Source organism: Plastoroseomonas arctica, assembly GCF_018128965.1.
Classification (GTDB): domain Bacteria; phylum Pseudomonadota; class Alphaproteobacteria; order Acetobacterales; family Acetobacteraceae; genus Plastoroseomonas; species Plastoroseomonas arctica.
Genome location: NZ_JAAEDH010000019.1, coordinates 48,203 through 65,633 on the forward strand (window position 1 = coordinate 48,203; position 17,431 = coordinate 65,633).

Annotated in this window: 13 protein-coding genes; 8 read left to right on the forward strand and 5 right to left on the reverse strand. The window is 69.3% G+C overall.

The window, feature by feature from the left end; all coding sequences use genetic code 11:
• Positions 1–114 precede the first annotated feature (114 nt).
• From GXW79_RS15780 to GXW79_RS21825, 4 genes are all read left to right on the forward strand, one after another.
• Positions 115–876: an SDR family oxidoreductase gene (locus GXW79_RS15780; protein WP_211875398.1), complete on the forward strand. Its 762-nt coding sequence runs from the start codon at positions 115–117 to the stop codon at positions 874–876.
• Positions 877–909: 33 nt separating this feature from the next.
• Positions 910–1,989: a malate/lactate/ureidoglycolate dehydrogenase gene (locus GXW79_RS15785; protein ID WP_211875399.1), complete on the forward strand. Its 1,080-nt coding sequence runs from the start codon at positions 910–912 to the stop codon at positions 1,987–1,989.
• A gap of 97 nt (positions 1,990–2,086) precedes the next feature.
• Positions 2,087–3,073: a Bug family tripartite tricarboxylate transporter substrate binding protein gene (locus GXW79_RS15790; protein WP_211875400.1), complete on the forward strand. Its 987-nt coding sequence runs from the start codon at positions 2,087–2,089 to the stop codon at positions 3,071–3,073.
• Positions 3,070–4,665 (forward strand): GMC family oxidoreductase, encoded by a 1,596-nt coding sequence (locus GXW79_RS21825; RefSeq protein ID WP_211875401.1) that lies wholly within the window; start codon positions 3,070–3,072, stop codon positions 4,663–4,665. Before GXW79_RS15790 ends, GXW79_RS21825 begins: the two co-directional genes overlap by 4 nt.
• Before the next feature lie 28 nt (positions 4,666–4,693).
• On the opposite strand, the gene GXW79_RS15800 is transcribed toward GXW79_RS21825, so the two are convergent.
• On the reverse strand, positions 4,694–6,931 hold the full coding sequence (locus GXW79_RS15800) for a penicillin acylase family protein (protein ID WP_211875402.1): 2,238 nt from the start codon (positions 6,929–6,931) through the stop codon (positions 4,694–4,696).
• A gap of 314 nt (positions 6,932–7,245) precedes the next feature.
• Here GXW79_RS15800 and GXW79_RS15805 point away from each other — a divergent pair, with 314 nt between their 5' ends.
• Both GXW79_RS15805 and GXW79_RS15810 read left to right on the forward strand, forming a co-directional pair.
• Positions 7,246–8,754, forward strand: a complete 1,509-nt coding sequence (locus GXW79_RS15805) for a hypothetical protein (protein WP_211875403.1) — start codon at positions 7,246–7,248, stop codon at positions 8,752–8,754.
• Positions 8,755–8,861: 107 nt separating this feature from the next.
• A complete protein-coding gene (locus tag GXW79_RS15810; protein WP_211875404.1) occupies positions 8,862–10,088 on the forward strand; it encodes an aminotransferase class III-fold pyridoxal phosphate-dependent enzyme in 1,227 nt (408 codons plus the stop codon).
• Between the two features lie 306 nt (positions 10,089–10,394).
• Here GXW79_RS15810 and GXW79_RS15815 read toward each other — a convergent pair whose 3' ends face one another.
• Complete coding sequence (locus GXW79_RS15815; protein WP_211875405.1) at positions 10,395–11,831, reverse strand: amidase; 1,437 nt, start codon at positions 11,829–11,831, stop codon at positions 10,395–10,397.
• A 130-nt stretch (positions 11,832–11,961) separates the two neighbouring features.
• On the opposite strand from GXW79_RS15815, the gene GXW79_RS15820 reads away from it, so the two are divergent.
• The gene (locus GXW79_RS15820; protein ID WP_211875406.1) at positions 11,962–13,533 is read left to right on the forward strand and encodes an ABC transporter substrate-binding protein; all 1,572 of its coding nucleotides are present in this window, start codon (positions 11,962–11,964) and stop codon (positions 13,531–13,533) included.
• Positions 13,534–13,536: 3 nt separating this feature from the next.
• On the opposite strand, the gene GXW79_RS15825 is transcribed toward GXW79_RS15820, so the two are convergent.
• A complete protein-coding gene (locus tag GXW79_RS15825; RefSeq protein ID WP_211875407.1) occupies positions 13,537–14,334 on the reverse strand; it encodes an enoyl-CoA hydratase/isomerase family protein in 798 nt (265 codons plus the stop codon).
• Between the two features lie 97 nt (positions 14,335–14,431).
• On the opposite strand from GXW79_RS15825, the gene GXW79_RS15830 reads away from it, so the two are divergent.
• Positions 14,432–15,253 carry an amidohydrolase family protein gene (locus tag GXW79_RS15830; protein WP_211875408.1) on the forward strand — a complete coding sequence of 274 codons (822 nt, stop codon included), beginning with the start codon at positions 14,432–14,434 and terminating at the stop codon, positions 15,251–15,253.
• Positions 15,254–15,259: 6 nt separating this feature from the next.
• Here the strand turns inward: GXW79_RS15830 and GXW79_RS15835 are convergent, their stop codons facing one another.
• Positions 15,260–16,231 (reverse strand): Bug family tripartite tricarboxylate transporter substrate binding protein, encoded by a 972-nt coding sequence (locus tag GXW79_RS15835; RefSeq protein ID WP_211875409.1) that lies wholly within the window; start codon positions 16,229–16,231, stop codon positions 15,260–15,262.
• 62 nt (positions 16,232–16,293) lie between these two features.
• Positions 16,294–17,424, reverse strand: a complete 1,131-nt coding sequence (locus GXW79_RS15840) for an iron-containing alcohol dehydrogenase (RefSeq protein WP_211875410.1) — start codon at positions 17,422–17,424, stop codon at positions 16,294–16,296.
• Between the last annotated feature and the right edge of the window lie 7 nt (positions 17,425–17,431).

Sequence of the window (17,431 nt, forward strand, 5' to 3'; positions counted from 1 at the left end):
TTTTATCTTTTGGTGCTGATTGTGCAGCCGGCACCAATAAATCAAAAATTAAAGATTGGGGGTCCGGGGGAAATTCTTTTCCCCCGGTCTTTCTCCTTCAAAGAGGCACTCCCCATGAAAAAACTTGAAGGCAAAACCGCCTGGATCACCGGCGCCGGCACCGGCATCGGCCGCGCTGTTGCCCAATCCTTCGCCGCCGAGGGTGCGCGCGTCATCCTCACCGGCCGTCGGCGCGAGAAGCTGGATGAGACCGCCGCCCTCATCGGCGAAGCCGCGTACGTGCTGCCCTGCGACCTCACCGATGCGGCGGCGGTCACCGCCGCGGCGGCCCGCGTGCAGGCCGAGTTCGGCGGCCCGGACATCCTGGTGAACAATGCCGGCACCAATCTGCCGCGCCGCTACCTGCACCAGCTCACGCCCGAGGCGATCCGTACGCTGATCGACGGCAATCTCACCGCGCCGTTCCAGACCTCGGTGGCGGTGCTGCCGCTGATGCGCGCCAAGGGCGGCGGGTTGATCATCCAGATCGCGTCCATGGCGGGCAAGAACGTCTCCTTCCTTTCGGGGCCTGGCTATACGGCGGCCAAGACCGGCTATGTCGCGTTGAGCCAGGCGATCAACCAGGAGAATGGCATCCACGGCATCCGCTCCTGCTGCATCTGCCCCGGTGAGGTCGCGACCGACATTCTCAAGAACCGCCCCGAGCCGGTGCCGGCCGAGGATGTGGAGCGCTTGCTGCAGCCCGAGGATATCGCGGCGATGGCGCTGTTCGTGGCCACCATGCCGGCGCGCGCGAACATCACCGAAATGCTCGTGCAGCCGACCTACATGCGTTTGACGGCTGCACAGGCACGGAAAGTCGCGGCACTCTCCTGAACCTGCCGCCGACTGAGAAAGAAGAACATCATCATGGCCACCGACGACATCCTGATCGCCGCACCCGACCTCGAAGCGCTGGTGCGCGACATCTTCCTCGCCGCGTCCTGCGACAGTGCCGAGGCCAATCGCATCGCGAAGCATCTGCTCGGTGCCAACCTCGCCGGTCATGACAGCCACGGCGTGGTGCGCGTGCCGCGCTATGTGGAGTGGTGCGAGGCTGGCTACGTCGTGCGCGGCCAGACCGCGGAGCTGGTGACGGATGGCGGCGCGCTTGCAGTGTTCGACGGGCATTTCGGCTTTGGCCAGACGGTCGCGCCGCAGGCTGTCGCCCATGGGATCAAGGTGGCGCAGGAGAGCGGCATCTGCATCACCGCGCTGCGCAATGCCGGCCATATCGGCCGCGTCGGCGACTACTCGGAGATGGGCATCCGCGCGGGGCTGATCTCCATCCACTTCGTGAATGTCGCCGGCAGCGTGCTGGTCGCGCCGTTCGGCGGCACGGAGCGGCGATTCTCCACCGCGCCGTTCAGCGTGGGCATTCCCTTGCCTGGCCGACCGCTGGTGCTGGATTTCGCGACCTCGCTGGTTGCCGAGGGCAAGGTCCTGGTCGCCGCCAATGGCGGCAAGGCCCTGCCGGAGGGCGCGCTGATCGAGCCGGACGGTACGCTGTCGTCCGACCCGCACACGCTCTATGGCGCCTATGACACGGTAGGCCAGCGCAATGCGTCCAATGGCGTCGGTGCCATTCGCGCCTTCGGCGACCACAAGGGTTCGGGCCTGGCCTTCATGTGCGAGATGCTGGGCGGCGCGCTCACCGCAGGCGGCACCTCGGGCCCCGTGAAGGAGCGCGCGCGCATTGCCAACGGCATGCTCTCGATCTTCCTCAGCCCGAAGCATTTCGGCACCCAGGCGGAGTTCGAGCGCATGGGCCTGGCCTATGCCGACTGGGTCGCCGGCTGCGCCCCGGCCTCGCCGGACGCTCCTGTACTGTTGCCCGGCGACAAGGAAAACGCCGTCCGCGCCGACCGCCTGGCCAATGGCGTCCCCTTGCCACGCGCCGCCTGGGACAACATCCAGGCCACCGCCCACCGCCTAGGCGTAACGCAGTAGTTCGGTGCCGATGTCGCCGCCCAGAACCAATAGGCAAAAATAAGAGAAAGGGGTTTGGGGGAATTCTTTCCCCCAAGCTTTCTTGGAGGAAGTTGTCATGCACCGCCGCAGCCTTCTGGCCCTCACCGCGCTTTCAGCGCCCGCCCTCGCGCAGAGTGGCTACCCCGACCGCGCCATCACCATGGCGACTGGCTATGCCCCTGGCGGTTCCACCGACATCGCCGCGCGCCTGCTCTCGGACCGGCTTGGCCCGGCCTTGGGCGCGAATGCGCGGGTGGTGGTGGAGAACCGCGCCGGCGCTTCGGGCATGATCGCTTCTGAATGGCTGAAGCGACAGCCGCCTGATGGCTACACGCTGATGCTGGTCGAGAGCAGCAGCCACGCCTTGATCCCGCACGCCTTGCAGGGCGGCACCCGCTACGACCCGATCAACGACTACGCCCATGTCGCGGTGGTCGCAACCGGCCCTCTGGTGCTGGTGGCGGCGCCGAACTTCCCGGCGCAATCTGCGGCCGAGGTTGTGGCCCGGCTGCGCGACGGCCCGCAGGACCGGATGCCCTATGCCTCCTCCGGCGTCGGGTCGCTGCCACATTTCGCGGGCGAGATGGTGGCCGTCTCGCTCGACCGCGGGGGCAAGTTCGCGCATGTGCCGTATCGCTCGGGCGGGTTGATGGTGGAGAGCATCGCGCGCAACGAGACGCAGTGGGGCGTGGCGGTGCTGGCCTCGGCCGCGGCGCAGGTGCGCGACAATCGCGTGCGCGGCATTGCGGTGACGGGGCTCGAGCGGTTCTCGGCCTTCCCTGAGCTGCCGACCTTGGCGGAATCGGGCATTCCGGGTTTCGACCTCGCTAATTGGTTCGCGGTGGTCGCACCCAAGGACACGCCGGCACCGGTGGTCGCGCGGCTCAACGCCGCGATCAATGAGGCGCTGACCCAGCAGCAGCTGCGCGAGCGCCTCATCATCGCCGGCTACGCGCCGTGGAGCACCGGCAATACACCCACCGATGCGCGCGCCTTCTTCGTGCGCGAGAGCGAGAAGTACCGCCAGGTGGTGGAGCGCACCGGGGTGCGCCTGGAGCAGTGACGACGGAGGCGGATTTCGTCGTCGCCGGCGGCGGGACCGCCGGGTGCATCCTGGCCGCGCGCCTGTCGGAAGATTCGTCCGCGCAGGTGGTGTTGCTGGAAGCCGGACCGCCCGATCGCGACAAGTGGATCCATATCCCGATGGGCTACGCGAAGCTCTTCGGCACCGGCCGCTACGATTGGCGGTATGAGACGGAGCCCGAGCCGAACCTAGACGACCGGCGCATCCATTGGCCGCGCGGCAAGGTTTTGGGCGGCTCGGGCAGCGTGAACGGGCTGGTCTATCTGCGCGGTTCGCCGCGCGACTATGACCGCTGGGCGCAGTCGGGCGCCACCGGCTGGGGCTATGACGTGGTCGAGCCGGTGTTCCGCGGCATCGAGCATTGGGAAGGCGCGCCGTCGGATGCGCGCGGCGCCGAGGGCAAGGTGCATGTGGCGGAACCACGCATGGCGCCGGCGGCGGCCGCCTTCATCGAAAGCTGCGTCGCCGCGGGGCTGCCGCGCAACCGCGACTGGAATGACGGCCAGCCCATCGAGGGTGCGGGGCCGATCCAGCTCAACACCCATCGCGGACGCCGGTCTTCCACGGCGCAGGAATACCTCCGACCGGCGATGAACCGCCCGAACCTGCGCGTCGTCACGGGTGCGATCGCGACGCGCGTCACCTTCGCCGATGGCCGCGCCACGGGCGTGGTCGCGATGACGCCCGAGGGTGAAACAACCTTCACCGCGAAGCGCCAGGTGGTGGTCTGCGCCGGCGCCATCGAGACTCCCAAGCTGCTCATGCTGTCGGGCATTGGAGACGGCGCGCACCTGGCCGAGATGGGCATCGAGACGCGGCTGCATGCGCCCGGCGTGGGCCGCAACCTGCAGGACCACCTTGTCGCGAAGTTCATCCTGCGGACCAGGCCGTGCGGGACGATCAACGAGATCATGCGCAATCCGCTGCGCCAGGCGAAGATGGGGCTCGACTACTTCTTCGCGCGCAAGGGCCCGCTCGCGGTCGGCGCCGGCGAGGCGAACGCCTTCGCCCGCGTGACCCCCGGCGCGGAGGAGGCCGAGGCCCAGCTACTCTTCGTGAACTTCGCCGTGCTGAGCTACCAGGATGGCCTGCTGCCGCACCCCGGCGTGATGTTCAACTTCGGCCAGTGCCGGCCCGACAGCCGCGGCCGCATCACGCTGCGCAGCCCCGACATCGCGGACAAGCCGGTGATCCGCGCCAACTATCTCGACCACCCGAACGACGTGCGGGTGATGCTGGAAGCGGCGAAACTCTCCCGCCGGGTGATGGAGAAGCCGCCCTTCGCCGGCCTCATCGAGGAGGAGATCCGCCCCGGCGCCGACGTGCGCGACGAGGATGGCTATCTGCGCCACATCCGCGCGACCGCCGGCACGGTGTTCCACCCCTGCGGCACCGTGCGGATGGGGACGGACGACCAGGCGCCGCTGGACCCGCATCTGCGCCTCAAGGGGGTCGAGGGGCTGACGGTGGCCGATGCCTCGGTGTTTCCCCTCATCCCCTCGCCCAACATCCAGCCGGCGGTGATGCTGGTGGCGGAACGCGCGGCCGGGTTCCTGCGTCAGGCGGGTTGAGAAGCGAAGGCGACGCCGCGACGAGGCCTCAGGGCAGGATGCGCTGAAGCGTGTGCGGTGCTGCGAGCAGGCGGTCCCAGGAATAGGTCATGGGCTGCATCCGGCACGCCGCCCAGTCGGCGTGCTGGTCCGCGTAGTGCGGGCCGAGCGGATCGCCGGAGGCGCCGTGGAACACCGTCCAGCGCGAATTTTCCCAATCGCCGACATCGAAGACGTAGCGCGCGAGCGCGCCGTAGGTCGCGGCGGGGCCGGACGCGCAGAACAGGCCATTGGCCATCACGGTGTCGGTGTCACCGCCGATGGGAAGGCCCACGGGATCGAGCCCCGCCTCGGGGTATTGCGCGGTGAGCGGGTGCGCCAGCGTCGGTCGATGCACTTCGCCCCAAGGGCGGCCATCGAACGCAGCGGCCGCAAGCGCCGCCCGCAGCGCCTGGTCCCATCCGATGCCACCGAGCAGGCTCTCATCATCGGCGCGCAGCAGGGTGGGCAGCGTCCACCAGAGCTGGTTCTGCGGCACCACGCCGGGTGCGACCGCGAGGAAGGGCGTGCCCGCCAGCGCGCCCAGGCCGCTGCGCTCGGCGAGCAGCGCGGTCAGCGCGCGGCGCAGCGCGATGTAGGCGGAGGCTCCGGTTGAGCCGGCGCGCATCTCGCCATCCCAGGCGAGGATCGCGTCGCGCAGGGCGGCGGCGTTCCCGTCCGCGACGTCCAGCGCCGCGAGCCGCGCCTGGAACAGGGTCGCATGGGGCGATCGGGCGTCGCCGTGCAGGGAGGCGGCGCCCTCCGGCGTTCGGCTGTCCGGCTCGGCGCCCAACCGTTCGAGAATGCGGCGCGCGCGGTAGGGCGGGTGGCAATCGGTCTGGATATAGTCGGTGCCGCCATCGGTCATGACGCGGTTGTTCGCGGTCACGATGAAGCCGCCCGGCGGATCGATCATGCGCGGCAGCGATTCGTGCGGGATGAAGCCCTGCCATTCGTGCTCACCCGTCCAGCCCGGCACCGGCAGCCAGCCATTGGCGCGCGGCCGGCGCGGGATCATGGCGCGGATATGCAGGCCGATGCGCCCTGCGGTGTCGGCTGCGACCAGGTTGTGGTCGATGACGCCCCAGCCGCGCGTGGCCTCGAACAGCGCTTCGACACTGTCGGCGCCGAGCATGCGCGGCAGGCAATCGAAGGACAGGTCCGTCTCTGCGAATTGCACCGAGCGCAGCGCGAGCGCGACCCCGCCCGGTCCTTCCGCAATCACCGGGCCGTGCCGCGTTTCCAGCACCGTCGCGGTCTGCGGGTCCGCGCCGCGCACCAGCACAGTCTCCTCGCGCTGTACGACCGGGAGCCATTCGCCCTGGAACTCGCAATGCGTGCGCGTCGCGTCCAGCCGCTCCACGAACAGGTCATGGATGTCGGCGAAGGTGTGCGTCACGCACCACGCCACCGTCCCGTTATGCGCGAAATGCGGGAAGCCCGGCACGCCCGGGACGGTGAGGCCGATGACGTCGAATTCCGAGCACGCCAGATGTCCCTGCGCGTACATGTTGGGAATCTCGAAGGCGCGGTGCGGATCGCCGGCCAACACCGGGCGCTCGGTGGGGCTCATCGCGGGGGAGACCGCCCAGTTGTTGCTGCCGCCGCCGGTCGCATCGGGTTCGGCGCCGGCCATCAGCGCGGCGATTCCGGGTGCGAGGTCCGCGAGCGTCGCAGCCCAGCGATCCGCCTCCATGCCCGGCGGCAGCAGCAGCAGGTCGCGCCCGCCATCATCGTAGCGCAGCTTGCCGACCTGATCCGGCCCCACCACAGCGAGGGCCGCCGCGCGCCACAGCTTGAACCAGACCGAGCCCATCAGCAGCCCGAGCCGGCGCATCACCGCGATGCAGTGCCACGGCTCCCAGGGCTCCGGTGTGGCGCCGAGCAGGCCGTATTCCACCGGCAGCGCCGACCCGGCCGCGATGTGGTCGTTCACCCCCGCGGCATAAGCCTCGATCATCGCGCGCGCCTCGGGTGAGAGTGCTGCGGCGTCGCGCCGGCTCGCTGCTTCCACGCCAAGCTTGCGGGCCAGCAGGTCGCCGGCCGCGGCACTCGGCCCGAGCCATTCGGCCGCGCGACCCAGCGCGCGGCGGCGGTTGAGCTCCATCTGGAACAGCCGGTCCTGCGCATGCACCAGGCCCTGGGCGCGGAAGGCATCGGCAGTGCCGCCCTCGGAGCGGATATGCGGGATGCCCAGCCCGTCGCGCAGGATCGTCACCGGAGCGGTGAGGCCAAGAATACCGTTCATCGCACCGCCTCTACTGACAAACTGTGTCGTCCCGACATGCCACCTTCTGCCAGGGACAGACGCGCCATCGAGGCGGTCCAAAAATCAGCATGCAGGGTCTTTAACGCACGATCGGGTTCTATCGCGCTTCGCCAGGCTTCACACTGTTCGCAGCGTCGCATCGGCCACCGCAGCTCCCCGCAAGGTCGTCGAGACAGTGCGCTGCCATCCGTGAGCGAAAAGGGGCCGTCAAGTCAGTGATCCTGACGTGGATGTGATGCTGATGCACGCCAGCGTCCTTCATAGTCTGTGACCACACGTCGTGGTTGAAAAAGATGGCGGTCACGCGCGCATGCTTGTCGTCGATCACGCTCTCCGAGGCGGAGGGCGTGGTGCGCGCACCCTTCCGCGACGAGCTGGCGCGAGCCTCCGACTTCGAGGAACGATTCGACTACCTGACCCTGATCTATGATCTGTTCTGGTCGGCCGACGGCACCGAAATCATCGGCATCGGGCCACCATTCCATTTTCCGGAAGCCAACAATACGCTGCCGCGATTCGTGGCTCTTCCTTCGGGCGTGCCTTGCGCCGTGCGTCATGACCGTCGCCCCGGCCGGCCGCTGAACGGCCGTTCGCGGTTCCGCATTGCCGCCCCCAGCGGCACCACGGGGCTCGGCATCGACTTCGCGGGGCAGCATTGGCTTGCGCATGTCCAGCCGAACCTTTCGCACCTAGCGCTCGATCGGCGCTGCCTCGTCACGCTGACCAGGAACAATCCGTCCGCCTGGGTGGTGGACTGGATCAACTACCACCACAGACAGCATGGCTTCGACGCATTCCTCCTCTTCGACAACAGCTCATCCAACCCGACGTCGGACGCCCTTGCGCGGGATATCAACGCGCATTGCCCGTCCATCCGATGCCTCCTGGTCGATGCTCCGTTTCCGTACGGCCCGACCAGCAGCCGTGCCCTGGGCGGGTCCCGCGATTCGAATTTCCTCCAGACCGGACTGTACGAGATCGCATTGCGGCGCTTTTTCCTTGATGCCGCCGTGATCGCGAACTTCGATATCGACGAGTTGCTCGTCGAACGAACACCATCGGCCTTCAAGGCGCTGGTCAGCAGCTCGAGTTTTGAATCGCATCTGGTCCCGCGCTTCAATGTCTTCGGCGACCCGCCGCCCGAAGGTCGGCTGAAGCGCCATCGCGATGATGACCAGATGAGTTTCAAGCACTCGGTGCTGCCCAAATGGATCGTCAACCCGGCCGCTATCCGCGTGGATGACCAGTTGCACGTCCACGGCGTCATCGGGCACGGCAAACGCCAAGTCGAACCGGATGCGCTCTACGTCGCGCATTTCTTCGGCCTGTCCCTGGGGCAGGGCCCGCGCTGGAATGGGGACTCCCGCGGCGAGGCCCCAGCCGAAATTTCGCATATCAAGCAAAACAGCGCCCTCAGACGCCTGCTCGATGTCGCCTTTCCAGAGCCGGAGACACCCCCTGCCTGGTCGCCTCTGGCCCTCCACAAGGCCGACCTCCTCAAACGGCGCGCTGCCATGGCCCATCATGCCGGCCAGAATGAGTTGGCGCTGGCCCTGCTCGATCGCAGCGCTGCGGTGGCGCCGGACCACTATCCCTCGCTCGAACTCCGCCGAGCCGTGCTGCTGGCGCTTGGACGTGCCACGGAGGCAGCGCTGCTGAACCCCCGCCTCGACCGCACCAAACTGCCCCGCTTCTACGAGGTGATGGCGGATTACCACACGCATCGGGCGGAGCCCGCCAAGGCCGCGGAATGGCGCGCCCGAGCCGCAGCGACCTTCCTGCCGTCGGCGCAGGTAAGCTGACACTGGATTGAAGGGCCCGACGCCAGGGCAAGGCGCATCGGCATTCTCCACGATCTGCGCCATGCTGCCGGTTCACGGGCCACGCTGGCCAGACACCGGAGCCGCCCATGGGCCAGACGAACAGCCAGGATCAGATGCTGCGCGCCCGCGCACAATCCGTCATCCCGGGCGGGCTATGGGGCCACCTGAACGCCGCCAACCTGCCCCCCGGCTACCCGCAATACTTCGCCCGCGCCGAAGGCTGCCGCCTGTGGGACGTCGATGGCCGCGAAGTCATCGACTTCATGTGCTCCTGGGGCCCCGTGATCCTCGGCCACCACCACCCGGCCGTGGAGGACGCCGCCCGCGCCCAGTCAGCCCTCGGCGACTGCATGAACGGCCCCGCCCCCGTCCTCGTCGAACTCGCCGAAAAACTCGTCGAGACCATCCCCCACGCCGCCTGGTGCCTCTTCTCGAAAAACGGCACCGACGCCACCACCGCCTGCGCCACCATCGCCCGCGCCGCCACCGGCCGGCGCAAGCTGCTCGTCGCGCGCGGCTCCTACCACGGCGCCGTCCCCTGGTGCTCGCCCTCGCTCGCCGGCGTCACCGCCGAGGACCGAGCCCACATCCTCCACTACGACTACAACGACCCCGCCTCCGTCAAAGCCGCCGTGGCCGAGGCCGGCGACGACCTCGCCGGCATCCTCGTCACCGCCTTCCGCCACGACATGGCGCGCGACCTCGAACTCCCCAACCCCGCCTTCGCCCAAACCCTCCGCTCCCTGTGCGACAGCCACGATGCCGCCCTCATCCTCGACGACGTCCGCGCCGGCTTCCGCCTGCACCTCGGCGGCTCCTGGGAAACCCTCGGCATCCGCCCCGACCTCGCCGCCTACAGCAAGGCCATCGCCAACGGACACCCGCTCGCCGCCATCACCGGCTCCGAACACCTGCGCACCGCCGCCACGAAAATCTTCACGACCGGATCCTTCTGGTGCGGCGCCGCCCCCATGGCCGCGGCGCTGGCCACCATCACCACCCTCCACGCCCTCGAAGCCCCCACCCACCTCAAAACCATGGGCGAGCGCCTCCGCACCGGCCTCGCCGCCAGCGCAAAACGCCACGCCCTCCCCATCCGCCAAAGCGGCCCCCCGCAAATGCCCCTCATGCTCTTCGACAACGACCCCGACTTCCGCCTCGGCAACACCTTCTGCGCCGCCGCCCTCGACGCCGGCGCCTACTTCCACCCCAAACACAACATGTTCCTCTCCTGCGCCCACACCGCCGCCGACATCGACCGCGCCCTGGAAGCCGCCGACGCCGGGTTCAGCGCAGTCGCGCGGGTGGGGTAGGAAGAAAGGCGGGGGGCGTTGCCCCCTCGACCCCCACCAGGAGCCTAGAGGCCCCTGGACCCGCTTTACTTGGTGCTGGTTCTGGGAGGGTGGCTCTGGACTTTTAGCAGGGCCTGTCATCGGGAGAGGGTGGCCGAGACACGCTCACCAGCTCGGCGCACACCTCCGGCCACCCTCTCCCGATGACAGGCATTCACGCCAACGCCCCAAAACCAACCCTCCCAAAACCAAGGACCAAGTAATCCGGGTCGAGGGGCCTGCAGGCTCCTCGCGGGGTCCAGGGGCAGCGCCCCTGGCCTTGCTTTCTTAACCCCACCCACCCGGCCTGTGTTGAGCCCAGGGTCGGTCGCTTTCCAGCGCGCTGGCGAGGTGGAGGAGGGTGGGTTCGTGGGTGTAGGGGCCGATGAGTTGCAGGCCGGTCGGCAACCCGTCATCGGCGAAGCCGGAGGGGATGGTGATGGCGGGGTGTCCGCTCAGGTTGAACGGGTATTGGTAGCTGGACCAGCCTTGGCGTGTGATGCCGCAGGGGGTGCCTTCGATGTCGATCTGGTCGTGGGCGGCGTCGAAGGACGTTGGGAGTGCGGTGCGGGTCAGTGTGGGCGTGGCGAGGATGTCGTAGGTTTCGAACAGGGTCTGGATCTGGCGGAATAGCCGCGTGCGGGCGAATTGGGCGTCGCGGAGTTGGTGTGCGGTGAAGGCTCGGCCGCGTTCCATGAAGGCGATGAGGACGGGGTCCATGCGGTTGTGCCATTCGGGCAGGTATTGGGCGCAGCTGATGGCGAAGCCGGCCTGGTACATGATGCGGCCTTCGTATTCGATCCAGTCGATGGCGGTGGTGACGGGTTCGATGTGGGCGCCGCGGACCTCGAGGGCGGCGAGTGAGGTGTGGGTGTTGGCGAGGACCTCGCGCTGGACTTTGGGGTTGCAGGCCTTGTCGATGAAGCCGATGCGCAGGCCGTGCAGGGTCGTGCCGGCGAGGTGGGGTGCGACGGGCGTGAAGGGGTGCGCGCGCAGGCTTTGCGGGTCGCGCGGGCTGGGGCCGGCGATGATGGAGAACATCAGCGCGGCGTCGGCCACGGTGCGGCTGATCGGGCCGGCGTAGACGTTGTTCAGGAAGCCGTCGGCTGCGGCTTCCCACGGCACGGCGCCGAGCGTGCCCTTCAGGCCGATCAGCCCGCAGCAGGCTGCGGGGATGCGGACGGAGCCGGCGCCATCGGTGCCGAGCCCCAGCGGACCGAGCCCGGCGGCGACGGCGGCCGCCGCACCGCCGGAGGACCCGCCGGGCGTGCGCTCCAGGTCCCACGGGTTGCGCGTGACGCCATGGGCGGGGCTGTCGGTCAGGCCCTTGTGGCCGAACTCCGACATGGTGGTCTTGCCCAGGATGATCGCGCCCGCCGCGCGCAGGCGCTGCACGGTGATGTCGTCGCGGCTGGGGATGTTGTCGGCGAAGATCGCCGAGCCATGGCGGGTGGGGATGCCGGCGGTATCCACCTGGTCTTTGATGTGGATGGGCACGCCGTGCAGCGGGCCGAGCATGTCGCCGTTCATCACGGCCTGCTCGGCGGCGGCGGCGTCGCGCATCGCGGCCTCGGCGGTGACGGTGGCGAAGGCGTTGAGGCTGGGCTGGCTGGCCTCGATGGCGGTGAGGATCGCCTGGGTGAGCGCCACCGGCGAGAGCGCGCGGCGGCGGATCAGCGCGGCGGCCTCGGTCGCGGACAGGTAGCGGAGATCCTCATCGGCCATGGCGGCGTGTGTCCCGTGGTTGGCGCAAGCGTGGCACGCTGCGCCGGGCGCGGCGAGACGGGTATTGGGGCTTGCCGCCTTGCCATCCGCCCGTGCAGCCTCGCCTCCGGGCAGAGGGCGGGAGCGTACGATGAGCGGATCAGGGATCGGGCGGCGGCACATCCTCGCAGGCGGCGCGCTGGCTACGGCCGGCATCATCCGCGCGCCCGAGGCGCGCGCCGAGACCACGCTCAACCTGGTGCTGGAGTCCGAGGTCGTGATCCTCGACCCCTACATGACCACCGCGGCCATCACGCGCACCTTCGGCTTCCACGTCTTCGACACGCTCTTCGCGATGGACGGGCAGGGCCAGGTGCGCCCGCAGATGGTCGAGGGCCATGACGTCGCGCGCGATCGCCTGCGCTGGCGCTTCACCCTGCGCGACGGTCTCGCCTTCCATGACGGCGCGCCGGTGCGCGCCGCCGATGTGGTCGCCTCCCTGGTGCGCTGGATGCCGCGCGACGCGCTCGGCCGGCTTTTGCGCGACGCGACTGAGGAGCTCAGCGCACTCGACGCCAAGCAGTTCGAATTCCGCCTCAAGCGCCCCTTCCCGCTGATGCTGGAGGTGCTCGGCAAGCCCAACGCGCCGGTGCCCTTCATCCTGCCCGAGCGCCTTGCGCGCACCCCGGGCGAGCAGCGCATCACCGAGATCATCGGTTCCGGCCCCTTCCGCTTCCGCGCGGATCTGTGGCGCCCCGGCAATGTCATGGTGCTGGAGAAGTTCCCCGCCTATCGTCCGCGCGCGGAGGCCCCGGATTTCCTCGCCGGCGGCAAGCAGGTGCGCGTGGACAGCCTCACGCTGCGGGTGATGCCGGACCAGGCGACGGCCTCCACCGCGCTACTCGCCAACGAGATCGACTACCAGCAATACGTGCCCTTCGACTTCATCGCGCGGCTCGAACGCGCGCGGCATCTGAAGCTGATGGCACTCGGCGGCCTGCACCAGTTCCAGGGCAATTTCCGCCTCAACCATGACTTCCCCCCCTTCAACGACCCCGCGGTGCGGCGCGTGCTGTGGAAGCTCGTCGACCAGAACACCATCCTCCAGGCGATCGGCATCCCAGAGCGCTTCCGCGCGCCGCAATGCCCTTCCTTCTGGATGTGCGACGCGCCCTATGCCTCGGCCGCCGGCGCCGAGGCCGCGCGCTATTCGCCGGCCGAAGCGCGCGCCGACCTCGCGCGCACGAATTACCGCGGCGAGCCGGTGGTGTTCCTCCAGGTGGCAGGGTCCATCTCGCAAACCGCGGCCGCCGTGCTGGTGCAGAACATGAAGCAGGCCGGCTTCGTCGTGGACGAACAGGTTATGGATTGGGGCACCGTGCTCGCCCGCCGCGCGCGCCATGAGGGCTGGAGCCTCTTCGCCGTCTATTCCAACGGCGTCGACATGCTCACGCCGCTGACGCATTTCTACATCGCCAGCACCTGCGCGGATTACCCGGGCTGGTCCTGCGACGCGGCCATCCCGCCGCTTGTGCGCAGCTTCGCGGAGGCCGAGACCCAGGCCGAGCGGCAGCGCATCGCCGACGAGGTGCAGCGCATTGCCTACACGCTCACGCCCTCGGTGATGTGGGGGCAGTTCACCATCCCGGCCGCCTATCGCGGCGTGCTGCGCAACCTGCTGGAAAGCAGCTTCCCGATTTTCTGGCAGGTGGAGAAGGGCTGAGTCTCACTCCGCTTTCGCGCCTGGCATCCGATAGCGATCCGCCGGGTCGTTCCAGCCCTTGAAGTTCGGCGCGCGTTTTTCGGCAAAGGCGGCGCGGCTCTCCATCAGGTCGCTCTTCGCACCATGCTCATGCAGCGCGGCGGCGAGTTCGCGCTGCGCCTCGCTGGCCTTGGGCCGCATCTGGCGCATCATGTGCACGGTGTTGACGCGCGACGCCGGCGGCAGCGTCAGCAGATGGTTCGCCATCTCGATCGCGGTGGGGACGACGGCGTCCGCCTCCACCAGCCGGTTCACGAAGCCGAGCTCGTAGAACCGTTCGGCGGTGAAGCGGAAACCCAACGCCATTTCCATCGCGATGGGGAAGGGCAGGTTCGCCACATGCCCGTGGTCATAGCCGCCGAGCAGCCAGCGCTTCGCCTCGGAAACTTCGAACACCGCGCCCTTCGCGGCCACACGCAGGTCGGTGCGTTCGACCAGCATGAAGCCGCCGCCCATCGCGAAGCCGTTCACCGCGGCGATCACCGGCTTCTCCAGCGTGCCGCTGCGGAACGGGTCCTCGATGTCCAGCGCGCGGCCGCCGGGCGTGGCGTCGGCCAGCGTTTCCTTCATGTCCTCGCCGGCGCAGAAGGCGCGCCCCGTGCCGGTGAGGATCGCGACCTCCAGCCCGTCGTCGCGGCGGAAATCCGTCCAGGTCTGCGCGAGGGCCACGCGGAGTTCGTGATTGAGCGCGTTGAGCCGCTCGGGACGGTTCATCCGCACCACCAGCACCTGCCCGTGCCGTTCCGTCTCCACCACCGCCATGGCGCGCTTCCTTCTGCCGTTGCGCCCAGGATGGCGCAGCCGGCGCACTTGTCCAGGCCACGCGGCTGGGGAATGCTGCGCACCGGAGGACGCGCGCATGAAAATCGTCGACGCCCAGATCCACATCTGGACGCGGGGCAACCCGAGCGGCCTGCATCGCAAGGTCAGCAGCTTCACCGCTGAGGAGGCCTTGGCCGAGATGGCGGAGGCCGGCGTGGACGCCGCCGTGCTGCACCCGCCGCTGAGCTGGGACCCGGATGCCAACGCCTACGCCACCCGGTCCGCCGCGACCTACCCCGACCGTTTCGCCGTGATGGGCCAGTTCCCGCCGCGCGACCCCGCGCAGCGCCACCGCATCCAGGGCTGGCGCGACCAGCCCGGCATGCTCGGCCTGCGCTGGGCGCTGCTGCATCCGGCGGAGCAGGAATGGCTGCGCGACGGTTCGCTCGACTGGCTCTGGCCGGCAGCCGAACGCGAGGACCTGCCGATCGCCATGATGGGCGGGCTCTTCCTGCAGGATTTCCGCCGCATCGCGGAGGCGCATCCGGGCCTGCGCCTGGTGCTGGACCATTGCGGCCTGGTCCGCACCGGGCAGGATGACGCGGCCTTCGCCAATCTCGACGAGCTCTGCGCGCTGGCCGCGCTGCCGAACGTGGCGGTGAAGGCGACCGGCGCGCCGCACTACTCGACGCAAGGCTACCCCTTCGCCAACATCCAGGACGGGCTGCACCGCATCTTCGACGCGTTCGGGCCGAAGCGCTTCTTCTGGGGCACCGACATCACACGCATGCCGTGCAGCTACCGCCAATGCGTGACCTTCTTCACCGAAGAACTGCCCTGGCTGCGCGGCGAGGATCTCGATTGGGTCATGGGCCGCGCGGTCTGCGACTGGCTGGGCTGGGATTTGGCCTTCGACTGAAGGCCTTCACTCGGCGCTGATGTTGTTCTCCCGGATCACCCGCCCCCAGCGCGCGCGATCCTCGATGATGGCGCGCTGCATCTCCGCAATGGTGCCACCGCGCGGCTGGTAGCCGAGCGAGACGAGCCGCTCGCGCACGGCCGGGTCGGCGACGATGCGGTTCACCTCGGCGTTCAGCCGCTCCAGCACCGGGCGCGGCGTGGCGCCGGGGGCGGCGATGCCGAACCAGTTGTCGGCGCGATAGTCCGGCAGCGTCTCCGCGATGGTCGGCACCTCGGGCAGAACCGGCGAGGGCGGGGCGGAGGTAAAGGCGATGGCGCGCACCGTGCCCGCACGGATATGCGGCAGGATCTCGGCCAGGTTGCCGAACATCATGTCGACCCGCCCGGCGATGATCTCGGAGATCGCCGGCGGCCCGCCGCGGAACGGCACGTGCACCATGCGCACGCCCGCCATCGCCGCGAATTGCGCCGCCCAGAGCTGGTAGGAACTGCCCACGCCCGAGGAGCCATAGGTTAGTTCGTCAGGATGCGCGCGGGCATGCGCGATCACGTCGCCCAAGGTGCGGAACGGCAGCCGCGGATTGACGTAGAGCAGGTTGTCCAGCCCCGCGATGATCGACGCGCCAGCGAGGTCGCGGTCCGGATCGAAGTTGAGCGTGACGCCGGGCATCACCGGCGCCATGGACACCATGCTCGCGGTCACCAGCAGCAGCGTGTTGCCATCCGGCCGCGCCGCGGCGACGAGGCCCGCGGCGATCAGCCCGTTCGCGCCGGTGCGGTTGTCGACCGTCACCGGCTGGCCGAGCGCGGTGGCCAGGTGCCCGGCCACCAGGCGCGCAAGGATGTCGGCACCGCCGCCGGGCGGGAAGCCGTTGACGAGCATGATGGGCTGGCTCGGCCAATTCTGTGCGACGGCCGGCACGCAGGGTGCGAGCAGCGCCATCAGGAGGCACGCAATCTTCCCGAGCCGGCGCATGCGCGTTCCTCCTGTGGTGCTGTTTCGGGAAGGCTGCCTCAGCGCGGCGTGGCTGCCAACTCTCAGGCGGCGCGGAGCAGGGCCAGGTAGTCGCCGGTGGTCGCCGGGCGTGGATTGGTCAGGTGGTGATGGTCGTGCAGCGCCGCCTCGGCGACAGCGGGCAGCGCCGCATCGGGCACGCCCATCGCGGCCAGGTTCGCCGGCAGGCCGATGCGGCGGTTCAGCGCCTCGATCGCGCCGGCGATCGCTTCTGCCATCGGTGACACGCCGATCGCCTCGCCGATGCGCGCGAGCACCGCCGCGATGGCTGGCGCGTTGAAGCGTAGCACGCCCGGCAGCAGCAGCGCGTTGAGCGTGCCGTGATGCGGCCGCGCCGGCAGCGCGCCCAGCGCATGTGACAGCGCATGCACCGCACCCAGCCCTTTCTGGAAGGCCAGCGCGCCTTCGATGGAGGCCAGCATCATCGCGTGGCGCGCCTCGCGGTCGCTGCCGTCGGCGACCGCGCGCGGCAGCTGCGCCCAGGCGCGGCGCAGCCCGTCGAGCGCGATGGCATCGGCCACCGGATTCTCGCGCGGCGAGCACAGCGTCTCGATGCAATGCGCCATTGCGTCCATGCCCGTCGCAGCGGTGAGGCCGGGCGGCAGGCCCAGCGTCAGCGCCGGGTCGCAGATCGCCGCGCGCGGGATCAGATGCGGACTGCCGATGGAGAGCTTGCGCCCATCTGCCATGATGATCAGCGCACCGCGCGAGACTTCGCTGCCCGTGCCCGCCGTGGTCGCCACCTCCACCACCGGCGCGGCGGCCGCGGTGATGCGGGAGAGGCCGCCTTCCACCACCGCATAGGATGCGAGGCTTTCGGCGCTGTGCGTCGCGGCGAGGGCGACGGCCTTGGCGAGGTCCAGCGGGGAGCCGCCGCCGAACCCCAGCACGCCATCCGCACCGCATTCGCGGTATAGCGCCACCGCCGCATGCACCGCCGCCTCGTCGGGGTTCGCCGGCGTCGCATCGAACACCGCCGCGGGCATCCTCGCTGGCAGCGCGGTCAGCAGCGTGTCCACCAGCCCTGCCGCGCGCAGCCCCGCATCGGTCACCACCAGCGGGCGCTGTATGCCCGCGAGCGCCAGTTCGCCCGCCAGCTCCGACAGCGCGCCGAAGCCGAACTGAACGCGGTTGAGGAAGACCATCAGCGCCATGGCGGCG

Excerpts from the sequence above, each read along its gene's own strand:
- GXW79_RS15780 (WP_211875398.1), top strand. The coding sequence starts at position 115 with ATGAAAAAACTTGAAGGCAAAACCGCCTGGATCACCGGCGCCGGCACC.
- GXW79_RS15785 (WP_211875399.1), top strand. The coding sequence starts at position 910 with ATGGCCACCGACGACATCCTGATCGCCGCACCCGACCTCGAAGCGCTG.
- GXW79_RS15790 (WP_211875400.1), top strand. The coding sequence starts at position 2,087 with ATGCACCGCCGCAGCCTTCTGGCCCTCACCGCGCTTTCAGCGCCCGCC.
- GXW79_RS15800 (WP_211875402.1), bottom strand. The coding sequence starts at position 6,931 with ATGAACGGTATTCTTGGCCTCACCGCTCCGGTGACGATCCTGCGCGAC.
- GXW79_RS15805 (WP_211875403.1), top strand. The coding sequence starts at position 7,246 with ATGGCGGTCACGCGCGCATGCTTGTCGTCGATCACGCTCTCCGAGGCG.
- GXW79_RS15810 (WP_211875404.1), top strand. The coding sequence starts at position 8,862 with ATGGGCCAGACGAACAGCCAGGATCAGATGCTGCGCGCCCGCGCACAA.
- GXW79_RS15815 (WP_211875405.1), bottom strand. The coding sequence starts at position 11,831 with ATGGCCGATGAGGATCTCCGCTACCTGTCCGCGACCGAGGCCGCCGCG.
- GXW79_RS15820 (WP_211875406.1), top strand. The coding sequence starts at position 11,962 with ATGAGCGGATCAGGGATCGGGCGGCGGCACATCCTCGCAGGCGGCGCG.
- GXW79_RS15825 (WP_211875407.1), bottom strand. The coding sequence starts at position 14,334 with ATGGCGGTGGTGGAGACGGAACGGCACGGGCAGGTGCTGGTGGTGCGG.
- GXW79_RS15830 (WP_211875408.1), top strand. The coding sequence starts at position 14,432 with ATGAAAATCGTCGACGCCCAGATCCACATCTGGACGCGGGGCAACCCG.
- GXW79_RS15835 (WP_211875409.1), bottom strand. The coding sequence starts at position 16,231 with ATGCGCCGGCTCGGGAAGATTGCGTGCCTCCTGATGGCGCTGCTCGCA.
- GXW79_RS15840 (WP_211875410.1), bottom strand. The coding sequence starts at position 17,424 with ATGGCGCTGATGGTCTTCCTCAACCGCGTTCAGTTCGGCTTCGGCGCG.